Below are 21212 nucleotides of genomic sequence, written 5' to 3'. Positions count from 1 at the left end.
CTGTGTCCTTCCACCTGCTCGCCGACCGGGCTGACCCGGGTAACCCGTGGTTCTCCGGTCAGTACGTCCGGGACAACTGGTCGACGATCGTCGCCGCGTTGACCGAACACGTCACCCTGACGGTACAGGCGGTGCTGATCGCCGCGCTGCTGGCGGTGCCGCTGGCGGTGGTCGCGTACTGGTTCCGGTCGCTGACCGGTCCGATCCTCGCCCTCACCGGTGTGCTCTACACCATCCCGTCGCTGGCGTTGCTCGCCTTCGTCGCACCCTACGTGGGCGCGACAAATCCCGCGTCGGTGCTGATCGCCCTGGTGCTGTACGCGTTGCTGCTGGTCGTGCGCAACTCGCTGGCCGGGCTGAGTCAGGTGCCGGCGGCGACCATCGAGGCGGCCGACGGGATGGGGTACGGCCGGTTCGGTCGGCTGCTGCGCATCGAACTGCCGTTGGCACTGCCCGGCATCATGACCGGCTTGCGGCTGGCCACGGTCTCCACGGTCGCGCTGGTCACCATCGGCTCGCTGATCGGCTACGGCGGCCTCGGTGACCTGATCTTCAGCGGCTTCCGGAACAACTTCTACAAGGCCCAGATCCTCACCGGTACGCTGCTGAGCGTGGCGCTGGCCCTGCTGCTCGACCTGCTCCTGGCGGGTGCCGGTCGGCTGCTGACGCCCTGGGCCCGGCGGGTCGCACCGTGAGCCGGCGGACGGTGGCGGCGAACCCGGTCGAGCAGGCGGTGACCTGGCTCAACGACCCGCTCAACTGGACCAACCCGGGTGGGGTGCTGGACCGCCTCGGTGAGCACCTGACCATCTCGGCCGCCGCGGTCGCGGTCGGCTGCCTGGTGGCCTGGCCGGTCGGACTGTGGCTCGGGCACACCGGCCGGGGCGGCGGCCTGGTGGTGCTGGTGTCGAACCTGACCCTGGCGGTGCCGACCATCGCCCTGCTGTCCATTCTGCCGTTGACCTTCCTGGGCTTCGGCAAGCCGCCGGTGATCCTGGCGTTGGCGGTGTTCGCCGTACCGCCGCTGCTGGCCAACGCGTTCACCGGGATCCGGCAGGTCGATCCGCAGGTGCGGGAGGCGGCTCGGGGGATGGGGCTGTCCGGCTGGCAGGTGCTGCGCCGGGTCGAGTTGCCGCTCGCGGTGCCGTACCTGGCGGCCGGGTTCCGGACCGCGGCGGTGCAGGTGGTGGCGACGGCGGCGTTGGCGGCGTTCGTCAACGGCGGAGGTCTCGGGCAGATCATCAGCGCGGGCTTCGGGTTGGGCATCTCGATCGGCGGTGGCCAGATCCTCGCTGGCGGTCTGTTGGTGGCGACCCTGGCGCTGATCACCGAAGGGCTGCTGGCGGTGCTCGAACGGGCGTTCACTCCGCGTCCGCTGCGCCGGACCGGCCGGCGGGCGAACGAGCAGGCCAGCGCGGTCGGCTCGGGTTGAGCGCGTCGCTTTCCGTTTGGGCCGGATGACGATCCGGTGACAACCGATCTTCATCTGTTGTCGGACCCTACGGTGAGGATGTTCGGTAGAGGGAACGGGTGACGGCATGCCGGCACGGGCCGGGGCCCCGTCGCGGCTGCCGTGCTGCCCGCAGCACGCTCGCGCGGGCATGTGCCGCGCCCGTCGGACACGCGGCCGGCCCGATGGGGTCGCGCCGGGACACAGGAGGCGGGCAAACATGCATGCACGGACACGTATCGCCCTGAGCGCGGTCGGCGCGCTCACCGCGGCGGGTTTCCTCGCCGCATGTGGCGAGGCGGGGTCATCCGGCACCGAGGCGCCGGATGCCGGCGCGTCCGGTGCCGGCTGCGCACCGGTAGCCGGAGACCAGCTGGTGGTGCTGACCGACGACAAGAACCTGCAGAACACCGACAACATCGTGCCGGCGGTCAACGCCGACGCGGCATCGCCGCAGGTCATCGCCGCCCTGAACAGGGTGTCGGCCGCGTTGGACACCGAGAAGCTGATCGGGCTCAACCGGGCGGTCGACGTCGACCGGCAGACGCCGCAGGCCGCGGCCGAGGAGTTCGCCGCCGCCGAGGGCCTGACCGACGGTATCGAGACCGGGCCGGGCGGTGAGCTGATCGTCGGCGCGGCCAACTTCAGTGAGAGCGAGACCCTGGGCGAGTTGTACCGGATCGTGCTGACGGCGGCGGGCTACGACGTCACCGTGCAGCAGATCGGCAACCGTGAGCTGTACGAGCCGGCGCTGGAGACCGGGGAGATCCAGGTGGTGCCGGAGTACGCGGCAACCATGGCGGACTTCATCAACAACAAGGTCGCGGGGGAGAACGCGCCGGCGATCTCGTCGCCGGACCTGGACGAGACGATGACCGGGCTCCGCGAGGTCGGCGAGCAGGTCGGCATCGTCTTCGGCGAACCGTCCGCGGCGCAGGACCAGAACGCGTTCGCGGTGACCAGTGCCTTCGCCGACGAGTACGGCGTTCGTACGCTTTCCGACCTGGCGGAGAAATGCTCCGGTACGGCGACCGTCCTGGGCGGTCCGCCGGAGTGCCCGCAGCGTCCCAAGTGCCAGGAAGGGCTGGTCGAGGTGTACGACTTCCGGGCCGGGGAGTTCAGCTCCCTCGACGCCGGTGGGCCGCAGACCAAGACCGCGTTGACCACCGGCGAGATCAGTGTCGGCTTGGTGTTCTCGTCGGACGGAGCGTTGGCGACCGGCTGATTTCCGTGGCTGGCGCGGACTGTCGCCGGCCACCCGGGCTGTGGAGCCTACCTTCTCGGACAGCAGGCGGTACCCGTTCCGTTGATCTGTAGATGTCGGTAGGCTCCACAGCCATGTCCGCTCCCGAGGCCGAAGAGGAGCCGCGCCGCACGGTTCCGCTCAAGTGGCTTACCTGGGGTGGCCTGGGCCTGGCGCCGCTGGCTGCGCTTTTGCTGCTGCTCGGCGACGGCGACGGCTCGTTGCGACTGGCGATGGTGATCGCTATCGCGTCCGTGGTGTTGATCGGATTGTCAATCACATTGCGTGGCGGCGTCGAAACTATGCGCGCCGACATGGAGGATGCGCTCGTCGAGGAAATGGACGTGCTCCGCGAGGACGTGCGCAACGACATTTCCACCGCCGTCCGGGCGACGCACCGCGCCTTCGGCGAGAAAATGCAGGTGGTTCAGGACGACGTCGAGGCTCTTCGCGGCCAACTGGACGTGGTCCGTGCCGAGATCGCCCGCAGTGAACCGGCCCGGGAACAGCTGGGCGGTGACCGCGCCGGCTACGACCGGTTCGATCAGGCTGCTCCGGCGTCCGCCGTACCGGCGGCGGTGCCGGCCTCCGGCCCGACCGGGGCTGCCGGCTACGGCGGCCAGTACAACGGCGGCCAGTACGGCTCCAGCGGCCAGTACGGCTCCGGCGGCCAGGCCGGTCGGGCCTCGGTCCCGGCGGTCAGCGGCACCGTACTGCCCCGCCAGCAGGGGCCGAACGGCGTCGTTCGGCAGCCGGAGACCGTCCAGGTGAGCACCCGGCAGGTTGTCGACCCACGGGCCGACGACGAACCCGCCGGCACGGTGTACGGCGGGACCCGGTACGGCGGCCGGGGCGGCGAGTCCATCGACGGTGAGTGGTCCGCACCGGCGGCCCGTGGGCGGCGTTCCGCCGAGCCGGACGAGGAGTCGTGGACCGAACGTCGGCTGCGCGACCAGCCGGAGGAGCGCTGGTCGTGGAGCGGCGACCGGGACGACAGCGCCGAGCAACGGTACGGCGACCGACCCGTCGACCGGTGGGACGTCGGGCGGGCCGACGGCTTCAGCACCGGGTCGCCGGCCGAGCGGTGGCCGCCGGCCCGTGACGACGACTACCCGCCGGCCCGCGACGACTACCCGCCGGCCCGGTCCGGAGCCGGTGCCCGTAACGGCCGGTACCCGCAGGACCGGGGCGACCTGCCGGGGCCGGGCGGTGACCGGGTCGCGGACGAGCCGCCGTGGCGGGACGCCCGGTGGGACCAGCGGATGGCCGACCCGCCGCCGGACGGCCCGGGGATCAGCGGGACCGGCCGGCGTGCGGCGCTGCCGGCGTTGCCGGCCGGCAGCGGCGCCGAGTCGCCCCCGGCCTGGTCGTCGCCGGCCCGCGATCCACTCGACGACGAGCCGGTCCGGCGCAGTCGCCGGTACCGGGACGAGGAGGACGACGTCGGTCGGCGGTTCCGCGACGACGACCCGCCCCGCCGGTACCGGGACGACGACCCGCCCCGCCGGTACCGGGACGAGGAACCGGCGGACCCGGGCCGGCGCTACCGCGACGACGCGTCCGGCCGGCGCTACCGCGACGACGAACCGCCCCGCCGGTACGCGGAGGAGGGCACCGCCGGGCGCCGGTACCGCGACTACGACGACGAGCCGGGCCGCCGGTACCGCGACTACGACGACGGTGCCCCGGGCCGGCGCTACCGGGATCCGGACGACGGTGGGCGGCGGTACCGTGACGACGACGGCCGCGGCCGCTACCGTGACGACGTCGACTTCCCCGACGACCGCCGCTGGCGGTAGGCCAGCGTCACTTGTCGATGTCGCCGACCACGAAGAACATCGAACCGAGGATCGCCACCAGATCCGGCACCAGGCTGCCGGGGATCAGCGTCGCCAACGCCTGCACGTTGGCGTAGGAGGCAGTCCGCAGCTTGAGCCGCCACGGGGTCTTTTCCCCCCGGGAGACGAGGTAGTAGCCGTTGACCCCGAGCGGGTTCTCGGTCCACGCGTAGGTGTGGCCCTCGGGTGCCTTGACCACCTTCGGCAGCCGTACGTTGACCGGCCCGGTCAGCTGGTCGACCCGGTCCAGACAGCGGCGGGCCAGGTCGAGTGAGGCGTACACCTGGTCGAGCAGCACCTCGAACCGGGCGTGGCAGTCGCCGGCACGGCGGGTGACCACCGGCACGTCCAGCTCGCCGTAGGCGAGGTACGGCTCGTCGCGACGCAGGTCCAGGTCCAGCCCACTGGCCCGGGCGACCGGTCCGGAGGCGCCGAACGCCGCGGCCGTCGCCGCGTCGAGCACCCCGACCCCGACCGTACGGGCGAGGAAGATCTCATTGCGCCGGATCAGCCGGTCCAGGTCGGGCATCCGGGCCTCGACCTGGCCGATCGCCTCCCGGGCCCGGCGGGTCCAGCCGGCCGGCACCTCCTCCTTGAGACCGCCCACCCGGTTGAACATGTAGTGCATCCGGCCGCCGGAGACCTCCTCCAGCACGGCCTGCAGCGTCTCCCGCTCCCGGAACGAGTAGAACACCGGGGTGAGCGCGCCGATCTCCAGTGGATACGAGCCGAGGAACATCAGGTGGTTGAGCACCCGGTTCAGTTCGGCCAGCGCGGTCCGCAGCCAGGTGGCCCGCTCCGGCACCTCGATGCCCATCATCCGTTCGACGGCGAGCGCCACACCCAGTTCGTTGGCGAACGCGGACAGCCAGTCGTGCCGGTTGGCCAGCATGATGATCTGCCGGTAGTCGCGGACCTCGAACAGTTTCTCGGCGCCACGGTGCATGTAGCCGATCACCGGCTCGCAGGAGACCACCCGCTCGCCGTCGAGGACCAGCTTGAGCCGGAGTACGCCGTGCGTGGACGGGTGCTGCGGGCCGATGTTGAGCACCATGTCGGCGGTGTCCAGCCCGGCGCCGGTGCCGACGGTCAGCTGGCGGAGTCCGTCGGCCGACCCGGCCGGGGGCGGCGAACCGGTGTCGGTGTCCATGCCGGCCATCGTCGCACGCCGACTCCCCGCCAGATGGTCGGCGGGGATCCGGGTTTCAGACCCAGCAGGGGATTCGGGTTTCACACCAGCAGGGATTCGACATCGACGGCCAGCCCGACCGGTTGGACCAGCCACCAGTGCCCGCCCAGCCCGTCCGGGTCGGTGAGTTCGGCGGCGGTGCCGGCGGCAGCCAGCGCGGCCAAATAGCCACGCGGGTCGGTGCCGGCCAGGGCCAGTGGCGGTCGGCGGCCGTGCACCCCGAGTCGGTGCAGCGCGTCCCGTTGCCGGCACAGCAGGTGGCCGGCCCCGCCAGCGGCGGCCGATCCGGCGGCGGCGACCGCGTCGATCGCCACGTGGGCGGTGAGGTCGCAGGAGCCGTCGGGGACCGGGGCCACCGTACGGCCGGCCCGGAAACCGGTCAGGGTGCCGGCGACCGGGCGGTCGGCGTACCGGTGGCCGTAGTCGACCGCCACGGCGACGCCCCGGTGCAGGGTCCGTACCGCCGCGGCCCAGGCCTCGTCGCGGGGGCGACCGATCTCGGCCTGCGCCCCGTCCGGCAGCGGCGGCCACCAGCGGTCCAGCCAGGCGGAGTCGGCGGCGCTGAGTTCCCCGCCGGGATGCTGCCGGCCGGTTGCCGGGTCGACCAGCAGACAGCGGAGCCGGTCACCGTCGCGGACGGCCAGATCGAGCGGTACGTTGTCCAGCCACTCGGTGGCGACGAGCAGCCCGGTGGTTCGCGTCGGCGGTGCGGCCCGCCATTGGACCGGTTCGGGCAGGCCGGCCGGCCGGGGTGCCGGGTCGACGCCGGTCAACCGGATCCGGTCGGCGAGCGTTCCGGGCGGGTCGGCGAAGGCGCCCGGCGGGTCGGTGAGCAGCCGGTGTACGGCGCCGAGCAGCTCACCGCCGCCGGCTCCGACGTCGACCAGGTCGACCGGGTCCGGGTGGCCGAGCAGACGGTCGACCTGGCCCAGCAGCCGCAGCACCGCCCGGGCGAACGGCGTACCGGTCTGCGCGCTGGTCGAAAAGTGCGCGGCGGGCACCGGGGTGCCGCCGGTCACATAGAAGCCCTCCGGCCCGTACAGCGCGGTGGAGATGGCGTCCCGCCAGGTCAGCACCGGGCCACCCTAGATCAGCGGGTGAAGGTTTTCACACAACGTTGTTTCCGGCCCGTTGCCCCGGCGCATACTGGCATCGACCGGTACCCCCGTTTCGAGGACTGGATCACATCATGAGCGCATCGGCGCGCCCGACGGCGGCGGACGTTCCCGCCGCCCGGGTTACCGACCCCGCTGTCGGGGTCGTGGGCGCCGGCCGGGTAGGCGCGGTGCTCGCCGCCGCCCTGACCGCCGCCGGCCATCGAATCACCGCGGTCTCCGGCGCCAGCCCGGCCAGCCGGGACCGGATCCGTCGGCTGCTGCCCGGCGTCGAGCCTTGGCCGGTGGCCGACGTCGCCGACGCCGCCGAGCTGCTGATCCTCGCGGTGCCCGACGACGTGCTGCCGACCGTGGTGACCGACCTGGTGACGGCCGGCGCGCTGCGGCCCGGCCAGGTCGTGGCACACACCTCGGGGTCGCACGGTCTCGCCGTGCTGGCCCCGGCCGCGGCGGTCGGCGCCGCCCCGCTGGCGCTGCACCCGGCGATGACCTTCACCGGCGAGCGCGGTGACCTGGACCGGCTGCCCGGGATCAGCTACGGGGTGACCGCCGACCGGCCGCTGCGGCCGTTGGCCACCCGCCTGGTGGCGGCGCTGGGCGGCACCGTCGAGTGGGTCGCCGAGACGGACCGGGCGCTCTACCACGCCGCCCTGGCACACGGCGCGAACCATCTGGTCACCCTGGTCAACGAGGCCAGCGACCGGCTGCGCGACGCTGGGGTCACCGACCCTGCCCGGGTGCTCGCGCCGCTGCTGCGCGCCGCCCTGGACAACGCCCTGGCGCACGGCGACGCCGCGCTGACCGGGCCGGTGTCGCGCGGCGACGCCGGCACCGTGGCCCGGCACCTGGACCGGCTGGCCGACACCGCCGCAGAGAGCCTGCCCAGCTATCTGGCGTTGGCCCGGCGTACCGCGGACCGGGCGATCGCCGCCGGCCGGCTGCCGGCCGCCGCCGCGGTGCCGCTGCTCGACGTGCTGGCCGGCCGGGAGCCGGCCGCCACGTCGGGCCGACGTCGGGTGTGGGTCCGATGAGTGCGGCGGGTCCGATGAGTGCGATGAGCCAGGCCTCGACCGCGCCGACCACTCCGACCGCGCCGGCCGGGCTGCAGGTCGTCTGGACCCGCGCCGAACTCGCCGCGCTGCGCGCCGGCTGGTCCGGCTCGGTGGCGGTGGTGATGACGATGGGCGCCCTGCACGACGGGCACGCCGCCCTGCTGCGTGCGGCGGCCGCCCGCGCCGACCACGTGATCGCCACGATCTTCGTCAACCCGCTGCAGTTCGGGCCGACCGAGGACTTCGACCGGTACCCGCGCACCATCGACGACGACCTGGAGGTGTGCCGGCGGGCCGGGGTCCGGGCGGTCTTCGCGCCGGGCCGGGCCGAGGTCTACCCGGACGGTGCGCCGCAGGTTCGGGTCAACCCCGGGCCGGTGGGGGAGATCCTGGAGGGGGCGAGCCGCCCGGGCTTCTTCCACGGGGTGCTCACCGTGGTGCTGAAGCTGCTCCAGATCACCCGACCCGACCTGGCCTTCTTCGGGGAGAAGGACTACCAGCAGCTGACCCTGGTCCGGCGGATGGTGCGCGACCTCGATCTGCCGGTGACCATCGTCGGCGTGCCGACCGTCCGTGAGCCGGACGGGCTGGCCAGGTCCAGCCGCAACCGTTACCTGTCGCCCCGGCAGCGGCAGGTGGCGCTGGGGCTGGCCGGCGCGCTACGGGCCGGCGCGGCAGCGGCCGCGGCGGGCGGCTCCTCCGACGAGGTGCTGGCCGCCGGCCGGGCCGTCTTCGACCGGCACACCGGCGGTGCCGCCGAGCTCGACTACCTGGCGCTGACCGACCCCGAGTTGGGGCCGGCGGTGCCCGGCCCGGCCCGGCTGCTGATCGCCGCCCGGGTCGGTGACACCCGGTTGATCGACAACGCCCCGGTGGAGCTGACCGGCTCCCGATCGGAAGGATCCTGATGCTGCGCACCATGCTCAAGTCCAAGATCCACCGGGCCACGGTGACCCAGGCCGATCTGCACTACGTCGGTTCGGTCACCGTCGACGCCGACCTGCTGGACGCCGCCGACCTGTTGCCCGGCGAGCAGGTGGCGATCGTCGACGTGACAAACGGTGCCCGGCTGGAGACGTACGTCATCGAGGGGGCCCGGGGCAGCGGGGTGATCGGCATCAACGGGGCCGCAGCCCACCTGGTGCACCCCGGCGATCTGGTGATCCTGATCGCGTACGGGCAGTTCACCGACGCCGAGGCCCGCGCATACCAGCCCCGGGTGGTGCACGTCGACGCCGCCAACCGGGTGATCCAGCTCGACGCCGACCCCGCCGGGGCACCCGCCGGGGTGGTCGGCGACCCGGTCCGCGGCGACACCGCCGTCGGCTGGCCGGTGGTCGCCGGCAGGCCTTAGCGTGGTGATGGTTGCCGGTAGGCCTTAGCGTGGTACTGCCGCCACGGCGGGGCGGACCGACGCCCCGGCCGGGTGGGCAGCCGTCGACCGGAAGCCGGGCGGTGACCGTACGGTCACCCGAAGGTGTCGTATGCTCGGCGGTCCGGACCGCCTGCCAGCCAGCCCGTGGGAGGGACTCGATGCGCCGATGGACCGCCGCTGTCGCGGTCGGTGGAGCGCTTGCGCTCGGCCTGACCGGGTGTGGCCTGCCCGCCGGGGTGGACGGTGAGCTGACCAACAGCTGGCAGCCGATCCCCGAGCCGAGCCCGTTCGTGCCGCCGGCCGAGGTCTGCCACGCGGGGGACTTCGCCGAGACCGCCTACCTGTCGTCGTACAGCCCGGTCGACTGCGCGGCCCCGCACCGGGTGGAGACGGTCCACGTCGGCACGTTCGGCGCCGAGGCGGCGGAGGCGACCGCACCGCCGGCGCAGGGTTCGCCCGAAATCCGCGTCGCGTACGCCGAGTGCGACTCCGCGACCAGCGAGTACGTCGGTGCCGACTGGCGGCTCGGCCGGCTCTGGGTGGGGGTGGCGGTGCCGTCCCCGGCAGCCTGGGAAGGCGGCGCCCGCTGGTTCCGCTGCGACGTCACCGAGGTGACCAACGTCGAGGACAACGGCGGTACGGCGTCGCGCACCGCGAGCCTGCGGGACGCGCTGGCCGAGCCGTCGCCGCTGCATCTGACCTGCTACGCGGTCCGCAACGACGACAACGGCGCGATCGACACCATGCCGGCTGCGGAGTGCGACGAACCGCACAACGCGGAGTTCGCCGGGGTCTGGCAGGCACCGGACATCGAGTATCCGACCCGGGACCGGGACTGGGCCCAGTTCCACACCGAGTGCCGCAAGGTGATCGGCCGGTACGCGGACGTACCGCTCGACGGCAACCTGCAGTTCCGTACCGGGGTGATCTCGCTGCCGGGCGGTGCCGCCGAGTGGGCGGCCGGCAACCGGGGCGTCCGCTGCTACCTGTGGCTCGACGAACGCAACGTCGAGCGGTCACTCAAGGACGCCGGCACCGAGGGCCTGCCCATCCAGTACGAGTAGTGGCCGGCCTCGTGACGGCCGCCGCCGGGCGCCCGGCCGGGTGCACCGGCACACATCCGTCCGCCCCGGCGGCCCGGCACCGGGGCAGACGCGGTTGACTCTGCCCATGCGACTGCGTATCCCGGACCTGCCCGAGCTGCCCGGCCGGCTCGCCGCGCCGGACCCCGGCTGGGCGGAGACCACCGACGTGGTGGTCGTCGGCTCCGGTATCGCCGGTCTGACCGCCGCGCTCTATCTGCGGGAAGCCGGGCTGCACGTCACCGTCGTGACGAAGGTCAACATCGACGACGGGTCGACCCGGTGGGCGCAGGGCGGGATCGCCGCTGTGCTGGACCCGCTGGACACCCCGGCCGCGCACGCGCAGGACACCGAGACGGCCGGGGTGGGGCTCTGCGACCCGGACGCGGTCCGGGTGCTGGTCGAGGAGGGACCGGCCAGGATCCGGGAGCTGATCCGGGTCGGCGCCGAGTTCGACCGGGACGCCGACGGTGTGCTGCTGCTCACCCGGGAGGGCGGTCACCGGGCCAACCGGATCGTGCATGCCGGCGGCGACGCCACCGGCGCCGAGGTGCAGCGGGCATTGCACGCCGCGGTCCGTCGGGACCCGTGGATCCGGCTGGTCGAGCACGCCCTGGTGGTCGACCTGCTGCGCGCCGCGCCGGCCGCCGACGGGGAGCCGGCCCGGGCCTGCGGGGTCACTTTGCACGTGCTCGGCGAGGGCTCCCCGGACGGGGTGGGCGCGATCCTGGCCCGCGCCGTGGTGCTGGCCACCGGCGGGATGGGGCAGATCTTCGCCACCACCACCAATCCGGCGGTCTCCACCGGCGACGGGGTGGCGCTGGCGCTGCGGGCCGGCGCGGCAGTGGCCGACCTGGAGTTCGTCCAGTTCCATCCGACGGCCCTGGTGGTGCCGGGTGCCGTCGGCGGCAGCGGCCAGCAGCCGCTGGTGTCCGAGGCGCTGCGTGGCGAGGGCGCGCTGCTGCTCGACCCCGACGGCAAGCGGTTCATGCTCGGCCAGCACGAGCTCGCCGAGCTGGCACCACGCGACGTGGTCGCCAAGGGCATCCACCGGGTGATGTCGGCGGTCGACGTCGACCATGTGCAGCTCGACGCCCGGCATCTGGGCGGCGAGTTCCTGGCCCGGCGCTTCCCGACGATCGTGGCGTCCTGCCGGGCCATCGGGATCGACCCCGCCGAGGAGCTGATCCCGGTGGCACCGGCCGCCCACTACGCGTCCGGCGGCGTCCGCACCGATCTGCACGGCCGCACCACCATCCCCGGCCTGTACGCCTGCGGCGAGGTGGCCTGCACCGGGGTGCACGGCGCCAACCGGCTGGCCAGCAATTCGCTGCTGGAGGGACTGGTATTCGCCCGGCGGATCGCCCGGGAGATCACCCGCGACCTGCCGCCGCAGCTGGAGCCGGCCGGCACCGGCCGGGCGGCTGACCGGGCCGACGGCTGGTTGCTGCCGGCGCAGGCCCAGCAGCCGCTGCAGCGGGCGATGAGCCGGGGCGCCGGAGTGCTGCGTTCCGCCGCGACGCTCGACGGCACCGCCGCCGAGCTGCGCCGGCTCGCCGGTGGCCGGGGCACGCCGGGCACTGCCGGATGGGAGGCGACTAACCTGGTCACCGTCGCCACCGCGTTGGTGGCGGCGGCGTACGCCCGGCAGGAGACCCGGGGTTGTCACTGGCGTGACGATTTCCCGTCGGCGGCCGAGAGCTGGCTGGGGCATCTGGTCAGCGCGCTCGGCCCGGTCGGGCAGCCCACTCTCACCTGGGAGCCGTCATGCGTAGCGAGGTGACCGTCGCCGCGTCGCGGGCCTGCGGTCTGGACCCGGACGTGGTCCACCGGGTGGTGGCCACCGCGTTGGCCGAGGATCTCGGCCCGGACCGGCTGGACGTGACGTCGGCGGCCACCATCGACGCGGGGCAGTTCGGCACGGCCGAACTGGTGGCCCGCTCCGCCGGGGTGGTGGCCGGCCTGCCGCTGGTCGCCGCCGTGTTCGACGCGGTGCCGTCGGCAGGTACGCCGGTCGAGGTGCGGCTGCACCGCTGCGACGGTGACCGGGTACCGGCCGGTACGGTGCTGGCCACGCTGACCGGCCCGGTCCGCACCCTGCTCACCGGCGAGCGGACCGCGCTCAACCTGATCAGCCGGCTCTCCGGGGTGGCCACCCACACCCGGGCCTGGGCGGACGCCCTCGCCGGATCGAAGGCGACCGTGCTGGACACCCGCAAGACCACCCCCGGGCTGCGGCTGCTGGAGAAGTACGCGGTCCGGGTCGGCGGCGGCGGCAACAAGCGGATGGGTCTGTACGACGTGGCGATGGTCAAGGACAACCACAAGCTGGCCGCTGGCGGGGTGGGCGCCGCGTACCGCCGGGTGCGCGAGGCCTTTCCCGGCGTACCGGTGGAGGTCGAGGTGACCACATTGGCCGAGGCGGTCGAGGCGGTCGAGGCCGGGGCGTCGTTCCTGCTCTGCGACAACATGCCGCCGGAGCTGCTGAGCGCGGTCGTCGCCGAGGTGGGTGACCGGGTCGAGGTGGAGGCCACCGGCGGGTTGACCCTGGCCAACGCGGTCCGGTACGCGCGAACCGGGGTGGACTACCTGTCGGTCGGGGCGTTGACCCACTCCTCGCCGATCATGGACATCGCGTTGGATCTGCGACCGGCCGGTGCTGGCGCGTCGGCCGGTACGGGCGTGTCGGCCGATGCCGGCCGGACTGCCGGTTGACCGTCGAGGGGACGACATGCTGCTGTGCATCGACATCGGTAACACCAACACGGTGCTGGCCACGTTCAACGGGGACAAGCTGGTGCACTCGTGGCGAATCAAGACCGACGCCCGGTCGACCGCAGACGAGCTCGGCCTGATGTTCCGCGGGCTGCTCGCCGGGGACTCGGTGGAGCTCACCGGGGTGGCCGCCTGCTCGACCGTACCGGCGGCGTTGCGTTCGTTGCGGACGATGCTCGGCCGTTACTACGGCGACATTCCCAGCGTGATCGTGGAGCCGGGGGTGCGGACCGGGGTGCAGTTGGCGATCGACAACCCCAAGGAGGTCGGCTCTGACCGGGTGGTCAACACGCTCGCCGCGCACACCTTGTATGGTGGCCCGTCGATCGTCGTCGACTTCGGCACCACCACCAACTTCGACGTGATCAGCGCCCGGGGTGAGTTCCTCGGCGGGGCGTTCGCTCCTGGCATCGAGATATCCTTCGACGCGTTGTCGGCCCGCGCCGCCCAGCTGCGTAAGGTCGAGCCGACCCGGCCCCGGTCGGTGATTGGTAAGAACACCGTCGAGTGCCTGCAGTCCGGCATGTACTTCGGTTTCGCCGGCCAGGTGGACCGCATCGTGGAGCGGATGGCGGCGGAGTTGGGGCAGCTCAGCGCGGTTATCGCGACGGGCGGACTGGCCCCGGTGGTGATCGGTGAGTGTCGCACCATCACCCACCACGAACCGATGATCACCCTTATCGGCCTGCGGATGGTGTACGAGCGGAACACCTGATCCCCGCCGCGGCCTTGTCAGCTGCGTCACAGAAGCCTGGTTGAGTACGCTCGTGGCCGGACCGTGACCACGAGGTCGCACCGTTGTCCGTACCCCCTGTGTTGAGGATGCCCACCGTGACCGAGCACGTGACCGTACCCGACGATTCCGCAGCGGATCTGCCCGAGCAGATGCGGGTGCGCCGGGAGAAGCGGGACCGGCTGCTGGCCCAGGGCGCGGAGCCCTATCCGGTCGGGTTCCCCCGGACCACCTCGCTGGCGCAGTTGCGGGAGCGCTTCGGCGACCTGCCGACCGACACCGCCACCGGCGAGCAGGCGGCGGTCACCGGCCGGGTGATCTTCGTCCGGAACACCGGCAAGCTCTGTTTCGCCACTCTGCGTGAGGGTGACGGGACCGAGTTGCAGGTGATGCTGTCCCGGGACCGGGTCGGTGCCGAGCGGCTGGAGGACTGGAAGCGGCTGGTCGACATCGGCGATCACGTGGGGGTGGCCGGCGAGGTGATCACCAGCCGCCGGGGTGAGCTCTCGGTGCTCGCCGATTCGTGGCAGATCACCGCCAAGGCGCTGCGTCCGCTGCCGGTGGCGCACAAGCCGTTGAGCGAGGAGGCCCGGGTCCGGCAGCGGTACGTCGACCTGATCGTCCGCCCGGAGGCGCGCCGGACCGTGCGGACCCGGGCGACTGTGCTGCGTACCCTGCGCGACTCGTTCCACCAGCGGGGCTTCACCGAGGTGGAGACGCCGATGCTGCAGGTGCTCCACGGCGGCGCGGCGGCCCGGCCGTTCGTCACGCACAGCAACGCTCTTGATGTTGATCTGTATCTGCGAATCGCTCCCGAGCTATTCCTCAAGCGCTGTGTGGTCGGCGGCATCGACCGGGTGTTCGAAATCAACCGGAACTTCCGCAATGAGGGGGTTGACTCCTCGCACTCGCCCGAGTTCGCCATGTTGGAGACCTACGAGGCGTACGGGGACTACGACACCATGGCGCGGCTGACCCAGGATCTGGTACAGGAGTGCGCTAGCGCGATCAGTGGGTCACATGTGGTGACCCACGCCGACGGGTCGGAGTTCGACCTTGGCGGCCAGTGGCGTACGGTGACTCTGTACGGAGTGTTGTCAGAAGCTCTCGGTGAGGAAGTCACTGTACGGACCGACCGAGCGCAGTTGCTGCGTTACGCCGAGAAGTTCGATGTCGCTGTGGACCCGAAGTGGGGTCCGGGCAAGCTGGCGGAGGAACTCTTCGAGGAATTGGTCGTGCCGACTCTGCTCCAGCCGACCTTCGTGCGGGACTACCCGGTGGAGACCAGCCCGCTGACCCGGGCGCACCGCGCCGAGCCGGGGCTGGCCGAGAAGTGGGACCTCTACGTGCGCGGGGTCGAGCTGGCGACCGCGTACAGCGAGCTGGTCGACCCGGTGGTGCAGCGGGAGCGGCTGGTGGCTCAGGCGCGGCTGGCCGCCGGCGGTGACCCGGAGGCGATGCGCCTCGACGAGGACTTCCTCCGGGCCATGGAGTACGGAATGCCGCCGGCCGGGGGCATGGGAATGGGAATCGACCGGTTGCTCATGGCCCTGACCGGCCTGGGTATTCGCGAAACCATCCTCTTCCCTCTGGTCCGTCCGGAGTAGTCGGCCAAATTTTTTCGGGGAGTTTGCGCGTCCTATTGACGGCTGGCGCATCTTTCGGGCTATTGTGCTCTTGATTGCGGGAGAACGTGCTCGGAAGGACAACGGCCTGTGGCCAAGCAGATCATTCACAAGCTGGTCGACGATCTGGACGGCGGCGACGCCGACGAGACCGTCAAGTTCGCCCTCGACGGCGTCCAGTACGAGATCGACCTCTCGGAGAAGAACGCGGACAAATTGCGGCAGGTTTTCGCTCCGTACGTGGCTGCTGGTACCAAGATCGGCCGCGGTGGCGTGGTCGTAGGTGGTCGGGCCGCGCGGGGTCGGGGCGGTGCCGCCGCCGACCGTGAGCAGAACCGGGCGATCCGGGCCTGGGCGAAGAAGGAAGGCAAGGAGATCTCCGACCGCGGGCGCATCCCGCAGGAGATCGTGGACGAGTACCACGCCAAAGCCGGTCGCTGATCGTCCCAGGTGTACCGCTACCGACCAGCCCTCGTCGGCCGGTCGGAGCCAGTGACACGAGGTACGGATGTCTCATCCGTACCTCGTGTCCCTTTTTGGGGGTTTGGCGGTTGCGGCATGATCCTGCGGGGATCGGCTGGGCTGCGCGGTGCCGGGCCGGCTCTACTGCTCTGGCCAGAGCGTGGCAGGTTGTCCACAGCCTGTGCACCGGTTGTCCACAGGCCTGTGGACAACCGGTCGGGCGGTGGCGGTACGGACGGCGCGACCCGGTGAGCCGACGCCGCGCCCGGTCACCGGACCGAGCGGATTTCGCTCACCGCGTAGCGCCGAAGCCTCGGGGAACAGCCAGCGACCCGGCACAGTTGGGGTAAACGTTGCGGATCGCCCCTGCTCCGGCCCGACACGGCAGGAGCGGAGTCGGCCCACGGCGATAGAGTGATGGCACGAGCTTCCGCCTGGAGGCTCGTGCGCTGGCCCGCCAAGACCACTGGCGCACGGCACGTGAGGAGCACGAGGGCATGTTCGAGCGGTTCACCGACCGAGCGCGACGGGTTGTCGTCCTGGCTCAGGAAGAAGCCCGGATGCTCAACCACAACTACATCGGCACGGAGCACATCCTGCTCGGCCTCATCCACGAGGGTGAGGGCGTGGCGGCGAAGGCCCTGGAGAGCCTGGGCATCTCGCTGGAAGGTGTGCGTCAACAGGTCGAGGAGATCATCGGCCAGGGCCAGCAGGCGCCGAGCGGGCACATCCCGTTCACGCCGCGGGCCAAGAAGGTGTTGGAGCTGTCGCTGCGGGAGGCGCTGCAGCTCGGCCACAACTACATCGGCACGGAGCACATCCTGCTCGGGCTGATCCGTGAGGGCGAGGGCGTCGCGGCCCAGGTGCTGGTCAAGCTCGGCGCCGACCTCAACCGGGTCCGCCAGCAGGTGATCCAGCTGCTGTCGGGCTACCAGGGCAAGGAGCCGGCGGCGGCGGGCGCGGCGGCGGGCGAGGCCGCCCCGTCGACCAGCCTGGTGCTGGACCAGTTCGGTCGTAACCTGACCCAGGCGGCCCGGGAGGGCAAGCTCGACCCGGTGATCGGCCGGGAGAAGGAGATCGAGCGGGTGATGCAGGTGCTCTCCCGCCGCACCAAGAACAACCCGGTGCTGATCGGTGAGCCCGGTGTCGGCAAGACGGCCGTGGTGGAGGGCCTGTCCCAGAAGATCATCAAGGGCGAGGTGCCCGAGACGCTGAAGGACAAGCAGCTCTACACCCTCGACCTCGGTGCGCTGGTCGCTGGCTCCCGCTACCGCGGTGACTTCGAGGAGCGCCTGAAGAAGGTGCTCAAGGAGATCCGCACCCGGGGCGACATCATCCTGTTCATCGACGAGATTCACACCCTGGTCGGCGCTGGCGCGGCCGAGGGCGCGATCGACGCGGCGAGCATCCTCAAGCCGATGCTGGCCCGCGGTGAGCTGCAGACCATCGGGGCGACCACCCTCGACGAGTACCGCAAGCACCTGGAGAAGGACGCCGCGCTGGAGCGCCGGTTCCAGCCGATCCAGGTGGGTGAGCCGTCGCTGGCCCACACCATCGAGATCCTCAAGGGCCTGCGGGACCGCTACGAGGCGCACCACCGGGTGAGCATCACCGACGCCGCCCTGGTCGCCGCCGCGACGCTGGCCGACCGGTACATCTCCGACCGGTTCCTGCCGGACAAGGCGATCGACCTGATCGACGAGGCCGGTGCCCGGATGCGGATCCGCCGGATGACCGCGCCGCCGGACCTGCGTGACTTCGACGAGCGGATCGCCCAGGTGCGCCGCGACAAGGAGTCCGCGATCGACGCGCAGGACTTCGAGCGGGCCGCGCAGCTGCGGGACAAGGAGAAGCAGCTGCTCGGTCAGAAGGCGCAGCGGGAGAAGGAGTGGAAGGCGGGCGACCTCGACGTGGTCAGCGAGGTCGACGACGAGCAGATCGCCGAGGTGCTCGGCAACTGGACCGGTATCCCGGTCTACAAGTTGACCGAGGAGGAGACCTCCCGGCTGCTGCGCATGGAGGACGAGCTGCACAAGCGGGTCGTCGGCCAGGAGGACGCGGTCCGGGCGGTGTCGAAGGCGATCCGGCGGACCCGGGCCGGTCTGAAGGACCCGAAGCGGCCATCCGGCTCGTTCATCTTCGCCGGTCCGTCGGGTGTCGGTAAGACCGAGCTGTCCAAGGCGCTCGCCGAGTTCCTGTTCGGCAGCGAGGACGCGCTGATCCAGCTGGACATGTCCGAGTTCCACGACCGGTACACGGTGTCCCGCCTGGTCGGTGCCCCGCCCGGGTACGTCGGCTACGACGAGGGCGGCCAGCTGACCGAGAAGGTCCGGCGTCGGCCGTTCTCGGTGGTGCTGTTCGACGAGATCGAGAAGGCCCACCCGGACGTGTTCAACACGTTGCTGCAGATCCTGGAGGACGGGCGGCTCACCGACGGTCAGGGTCGGATCGTCGACTTCAAGAACACCGTGATCATCCTGACCACGAACCTGGGCACCCGGGACGTGGCCAAGGCGGTGTCGCTGGGCTTCCAGGCGTCGGAGGACAACGACTCCAACTACGACCGGATGAAGCAGAAGGTCAACGACGAGCTGAAGCAGCACTTCCGGCCGGAGTTCCTCAACCGGATCGACGACACCATCGTGTTCCACCAGCTGAACCCGACCGAGATCCTGTCGATCGTGGACATCATGATCTCCCGGATCGAGACCCAGCTGCGGAACAAGGACATGAGCATGGAGCTCACCGACAACGCCAAGAAGTACCTGGCGAACAAGGGCTTCGACCCGGTGCTGGGGGCCCGGCCGCTGCGCCGGACCATCCAGCGCGACATCGAGGACAACCTGTCGGAGCGGATCCTGTTCAACGAGCTCAAGCCGGGTCAGATCGTGGTCATCGACTGCGAGGGTGACCCGGACGACATCGACAAGTCCAAGCTCGTCTTCCAGGGCGCCGACCGGCCGGTCGCCGTACCGGACGCGGTTCCCGCCGACCTCGGCGGTGCCACGGCGGCCGGCGCGGACGAGTAAAGACCGGCAGTCGACTGAACAGTGCGGCACCGGCGGCGCGAGCCGCCGGTGCCGCACTGCGTTTGCTGGTCAGTCGTCAGCCCCGGAAAGCCGTCACCCCGGCCGGGCCGCCGTCAGCCCGGAGGCCGTCAGCCCTGACCGGCCAGCGTGTACCCGGTCGGCGGCGCGCCGTCGCGGGCCACCGGCTCCACCAGACCGTCCTCGATCAGGCTGGCCAGGGCCCGACGGCGCTGCAGATCGTCGCCCCACACCACGTCCAGCCGCTGCTGCGGCACCGGCCCGGTCGCCTCTCGCAGCACCGCCAGCAGCAGGCCACGGACCTGCCGATCGGTGCCGGCGTACCGCTGCGGTCGGCGGCTCGGCCCGCTCGGTGCCGGCCGGCCGCCCGCCCGCCACGCGCAGCGGCCGGCCATCGGGCACACCCCGCAACGCGGTGTCCGAGCCACGCAGACCACCGCACCCAGCTCCATGAACGCGGCGCTGGCCCGGGCCGCCCGAGCCGGCTCGGCCGGCAGCAACGCGGCGGTGGCAACGAGATCGGCCGGGCGGGTCGCCGGCCCGGCGTCAGCCGCCCCGTCGACCGCCCGTGCCACGAACCGCCGGACGTTGGTGTCCACCACCGGATGCCGCTGCCCGTAGGCGAACGCGGCGACCGCCCGAGCGGTGTAGCTGCCGACTCCCGGCAGGGCCAGCAACTCGTCCAGACCGGTCGGCACCTTGCCGTCGTACCGCTCGGTCAGCACCGTGGCGCACTCGTGCAGCCGCAGCGCGCGACGCGGGTAGCCGAGCCGGTTCCACATCCGGATCGCCTCGGCCGGCGAGTCAGCGGCCAGCGCTGGCGGGTCCGGCCACCGGTCCAGCCAGGCGCGCCACGCCGGCAGCACCCGGACCACCGGAGTCTGCTGCAGCATCACCTCGCTTACCAGGATCGCCCAGGCACCGACCCCCGGCTCCCGCCAGGGCAGGTCACGGGCGTTGTCGTCGAACCACTCGATCGCCGTGTCGGCGAAACTCATGTCACGCATGGCGCCGCCGATCCTGCCATGCCACGTTGCCGGCCCCGCCCCAGGCCGTCCCCGGACGGGACCCGGGTACCGGGCCGCCCGGTCGGGCCGGCACCCGGTCGGGCAGACTGCTGGCATGAACGAACTCGCGATCACCGTGATCGGGCGCGACCGGCCCGGCATCGTCGCGGACGTCGCGGAGGTGCTGGCCGGTCTCGGTGCCAACCTGACCGACTCGACGATGACCCGGCTGCGCGGCCACTTCGCGATGACCCTGGTCTGCGCCGGTCCGGCCGAGGCCGCGGTGCAACAGGCACTGCGGCCGCTCACCGCCGACGGCCAACTGCTGGCCACCGTACGGCCGGTTCCGGCGGACGGTCAGCAGCCGGCGGGCGGCGAACCGCACCTGCTCAGCGTGCACGGCGCCGACCGGCTGGGCATCGTCGCGGCGGTGACCCGGGTGGTCGCCGAGGCGGGCGGCAACGTCACCGACCTGACCACCCGGCTGACCGGCCCGCTCTACGTGCTGGTCGCCGAGGTCGAGCTGCCCACAGGTACGGCGGCCGAGGTCGGCCGGCGGCTGTCCGAGACGGCTCGGGCGCTCGACGTCGAGGTGACCCTCCGGCCGGTCGATTCGGACGTGCTGTGAGCACGGTCAGCCGTACCCTGGCCGACTGGACCGAGACGGTGCTCGGCGTACCGGGGCGGGTGGTTCCGGTGGTCGCCGCGCCCGACCAGGTGCTCAGCCGGGCCGGTGAGCCGGTGGACCCGTGCGCTGCCGGGACGGTCCAGGTCGCCGCCGACCTGGTCGCCACGATGCGGGTCTCGCCCGGCTGTGTCGGCCTGGCCGCACCGCAGATCGGGATCAGCGCGCAGGTTTTCGCCGTCGACGTGACCGGGCACCCGAAGACGGTCACCGGGCACGGCACGTTCGTCCTGTGCAATGCCCGGCTGCTCGAGGCCACCCGGTGGCGGCCGGGCCGGGAGGGCTGCATGTCGGTGCCGGACCTCACCGGTGACGTCAAACGGGCCACCCGGGTCGTGGTGGAGGCGCAACTGCCCGGCACCGGCGAGCTGGTACGCCTGGTCACCGACGGGTTCGAGGCGCGGGCCGCCCAGCACGAGATCGACCACTGTGCCGGTCTGCTGTTCTTGGACCGGGTGGCTGGGGCGCACGCCGTCTTCCCGCGTAAGACATATCTCTGACCGGGTGCCCCGGGCCTCGGCGCGTCGCGGCCGA

At 72.0% G+C, this 21212-nt stretch carries 17 protein-coding genes and 2 pseudogenes; 16 read left to right on the top strand and 3 right to left on the bottom strand.

The window, feature by feature from the left end; translation table 11 throughout:
* Positions 1-2 precede the first annotated feature (2 nt).
* From O7629_RS24250 to O7629_RS24235, 4 genes and pseudogenes are all read left to right on the top strand, one after another.
* Positions 3-695 carry an ABC transporter permease gene (locus O7629_RS24250; RefSeq protein ID WP_278172029.1) on the top strand — a complete coding sequence of 231 codons (693 nt, stop codon included), beginning with the start codon at positions 3-5 and terminating at the stop codon, positions 693-695.
* The gene (locus O7629_RS24245) at positions 692-1432 is read left to right on the top strand and encodes an ABC transporter permease (RefSeq protein WP_278172028.1); all 741 of its coding nucleotides are present in this window, start codon (positions 692-694) and stop codon (positions 1430-1432) included. The genes O7629_RS24250 and O7629_RS24245 overlap by 4 nt, the downstream gene beginning before the upstream one ends.
* 177 nt (positions 1433-1609) lie before the next feature.
* Positions 1610-2675: pseudogene (locus tag O7629_RS24240) on the top strand (glycine betaine ABC transporter substrate-binding protein); the annotation flags it as partial.
* Positions 2676-2788: 113 nt separating this feature from the next.
* Positions 2789-4492: a hypothetical protein gene (locus O7629_RS24235; RefSeq protein ID WP_278172026.1), complete on the top strand. Its 1704-nt coding sequence runs from the start codon at positions 2789-2791 to the stop codon at positions 4490-4492.
* Positions 4493-4499: 7 nt separating this feature from the next.
* Here the strand turns inward: O7629_RS24235 and O7629_RS24230 are convergent, their stop codons facing one another.
* Together O7629_RS24230 and O7629_RS24225 are read right to left on the bottom strand one after the other, a co-directional pair.
* The gene (locus O7629_RS24230; RefSeq protein WP_278172024.1) at positions 4500-5681 is read right to left on the bottom strand and encodes an NADH-quinone oxidoreductase subunit D; all 1182 of its coding nucleotides are present in this window, start codon (positions 5679-5681) and stop codon (positions 4500-4502) included.
* A gap of 80 nt (positions 5682-5761) precedes the next feature.
* Entirely contained in the window at positions 5762-6793 is a 1032-nt protein-coding gene (locus tag O7629_RS24225; protein ID WP_278174664.1) for an SAM-dependent methyltransferase, read from the bottom strand.
* Between the two features lie 116 nt (positions 6794-6909).
* Here O7629_RS24225 and O7629_RS24220 point away from each other — a divergent pair, with 116 nt between their 5' ends.
* From O7629_RS24220 to O7629_RS24175, 10 genes and pseudogenes are all read left to right on the top strand, one after another.
* Positions 6910-7866, top strand: a complete 957-nt coding sequence (locus tag O7629_RS24220) for a Rossmann-like and DUF2520 domain-containing protein (RefSeq protein ID WP_278172022.1) — start codon at positions 6910-6912, stop codon at positions 7864-7866.
* A 23-nt stretch (positions 7867-7889) separates the two neighbouring features.
* Positions 7890-8795 (top strand): pantoate--beta-alanine ligase, encoded by a 906-nt coding sequence (gene panC, locus O7629_RS24215; protein WP_278172021.1) that lies wholly within the window; start codon positions 7890-7892, stop codon positions 8793-8795.
* A complete protein-coding gene (gene panD, locus O7629_RS24210; protein WP_278172019.1) occupies positions 8795-9241 on the top strand; it encodes an aspartate 1-decarboxylase in 447 nt (148 codons plus the stop codon). Before panC ends, panD begins: the two co-directional genes overlap by 1 nt.
* A gap of 179 nt (positions 9242-9420) precedes the next feature.
* Positions 9421-10326 carry a septum formation family protein gene (locus O7629_RS24205; RefSeq protein WP_278172017.1) on the top strand — a complete coding sequence of 302 codons (906 nt, stop codon included), beginning with the start codon at positions 9421-9423 and terminating at the stop codon, positions 10324-10326.
* A gap of 106 nt (positions 10327-10432) precedes the next feature.
* Entirely contained in the window at positions 10433-12127 is a 1695-nt protein-coding gene (locus O7629_RS24200) for an L-aspartate oxidase (protein ID WP_278172015.1), read from the top strand.
* Positions 12112-12993: pseudogene (gene nadC, locus O7629_RS24195) on the top strand (carboxylating nicotinate-nucleotide diphosphorylase); the annotation flags it as partial. The gene O7629_RS24200 and the pseudogene nadC, both read left to right, overlap by 16 nt.
* An 82-nt stretch (positions 12994-13075) precedes the next feature.
* On the top strand, positions 13076-13834 hold the full coding sequence (locus O7629_RS24190) for a type III pantothenate kinase (RefSeq protein WP_278172014.1): 759 nt from the start codon (positions 13076-13078) through the stop codon (positions 13832-13834).
* A gap of 170 nt (positions 13835-14004) precedes the next feature.
* Positions 14005-15459 carry a lysine--tRNA ligase gene (gene lysS, locus O7629_RS24185; RefSeq protein ID WP_278174663.1) on the top strand — a complete coding sequence of 485 codons (1455 nt, stop codon included), beginning with the start codon at positions 14005-14007 and terminating at the stop codon, positions 15457-15459.
* Positions 15460-15567: 108 nt separating this feature from the next.
* Positions 15568-15918, top strand: coding sequence for an Lsr2 family protein (locus tag O7629_RS24180; RefSeq protein ID WP_123603817.1), 351 nt, complete (start codon positions 15568-15570; stop codon positions 15916-15918).
* A 518-nt stretch (positions 15919-16436) separates the two neighbouring features.
* Positions 16437-18968, top strand: a complete 2532-nt coding sequence (locus O7629_RS24175; RefSeq protein ID WP_278172012.1) for an ATP-dependent Clp protease ATP-binding subunit — start codon at positions 16437-16439, stop codon at positions 18966-18968.
* Between the two features lie 128 nt (positions 18969-19096).
* Here the strand turns inward: O7629_RS24175 and O7629_RS24170 are convergent, their stop codons facing one another.
* The gene (locus O7629_RS24170; RefSeq protein WP_278172010.1) at positions 19097-19993 is read right to left on the bottom strand and encodes an A/G-specific adenine glycosylase; all 897 of its coding nucleotides are present in this window, start codon (positions 19991-19993) and stop codon (positions 19097-19099) included.
* Between the two features lie 115 nt (positions 19994-20108).
* On the opposite strand from O7629_RS24170, the gene O7629_RS24165 reads away from it, so the two are divergent.
* A complete protein-coding gene (locus O7629_RS24165; RefSeq protein ID WP_278172008.1) occupies positions 20109-20621 on the top strand; it encodes an ACT domain-containing protein in 513 nt (170 codons plus the stop codon).
* Positions 20618-21178 carry a peptide deformylase gene (locus O7629_RS24160; RefSeq protein WP_278172007.1) on the top strand — a complete coding sequence of 187 codons (561 nt, stop codon included), beginning with the start codon at positions 20618-20620 and terminating at the stop codon, positions 21176-21178. Before O7629_RS24165 ends, O7629_RS24160 begins: the two co-directional genes overlap by 4 nt.
* Positions 21179-21212 lie beyond the last annotated feature (34 nt).

Origin of the sequence: Solwaraspora sp. WMMD792, from assembly GCF_029626105.1 — a bacterium.
Taxonomy (GTDB): domain Bacteria; phylum Actinomycetota; class Actinomycetes; order Mycobacteriales; family Micromonosporaceae; genus Micromonospora_E.
Note: the sequence above shows the minus strand (reverse complement) of the source record. Positions and strands in the feature narration are given on the sequence as shown.

Coding starts and splice junctions, on each gene's coding strand:
- O7629_RS24170 (WP_278172010.1), bottom strand. CDS start 19,993: ATGCGTGACATGAGTTTCGCCGACACGGCGATCGAGTGGTTCGACGAC.
- O7629_RS24230 (WP_278172024.1), bottom strand. CDS start 5,681: ATGGACACCGACACCGGTTCGCCGCCCCCGGCCGGGTCGGCCGACGGA.
- O7629_RS24165 (WP_278172008.1), top strand. CDS start 20,109: ATGAACGAACTCGCGATCACCGTGATCGGGCGCGACCGGCCCGGCATC.
- O7629_RS24205 (WP_278172017.1), top strand. CDS start 9,421: ATGCGCCGATGGACCGCCGCTGTCGCGGTCGGTGGAGCGCTTGCGCTC.
- panD (WP_278172019.1), top strand. CDS start 8,795: ATGCTGCGCACCATGCTCAAGTCCAAGATCCACCGGGCCACGGTGACC.
- O7629_RS24190 (WP_278172014.1), top strand. CDS start 13,076: ATGCTGCTGTGCATCGACATCGGTAACACCAACACGGTGCTGGCCACG.
- O7629_RS24200 (WP_278172015.1), top strand. CDS start 10,433: ATGCGACTGCGTATCCCGGACCTGCCCGAGCTGCCCGGCCGGCTCGCC.
- panC (WP_278172021.1), top strand. CDS start 7,890: ATGAGCCAGGCCTCGACCGCGCCGACCACTCCGACCGCGCCGGCCGGG.
- O7629_RS24175 (WP_278172012.1), top strand. CDS start 16,437: ATGTTCGAGCGGTTCACCGACCGAGCGCGACGGGTTGTCGTCCTGGCT.
- O7629_RS24220 (WP_278172022.1), top strand. CDS start 6,910: ATGAGCGCATCGGCGCGCCCGACGGCGGCGGACGTTCCCGCCGCCCGG.
- O7629_RS24235 (WP_278172026.1), top strand. CDS start 2,789: ATGTCCGCTCCCGAGGCCGAAGAGGAGCCGCGCCGCACGGTTCCGCTC.
- lysS (WP_278174663.1), top strand. CDS start 14,005: ATGCGGGTGCGCCGGGAGAAGCGGGACCGGCTGCTGGCCCAGGGCGCG.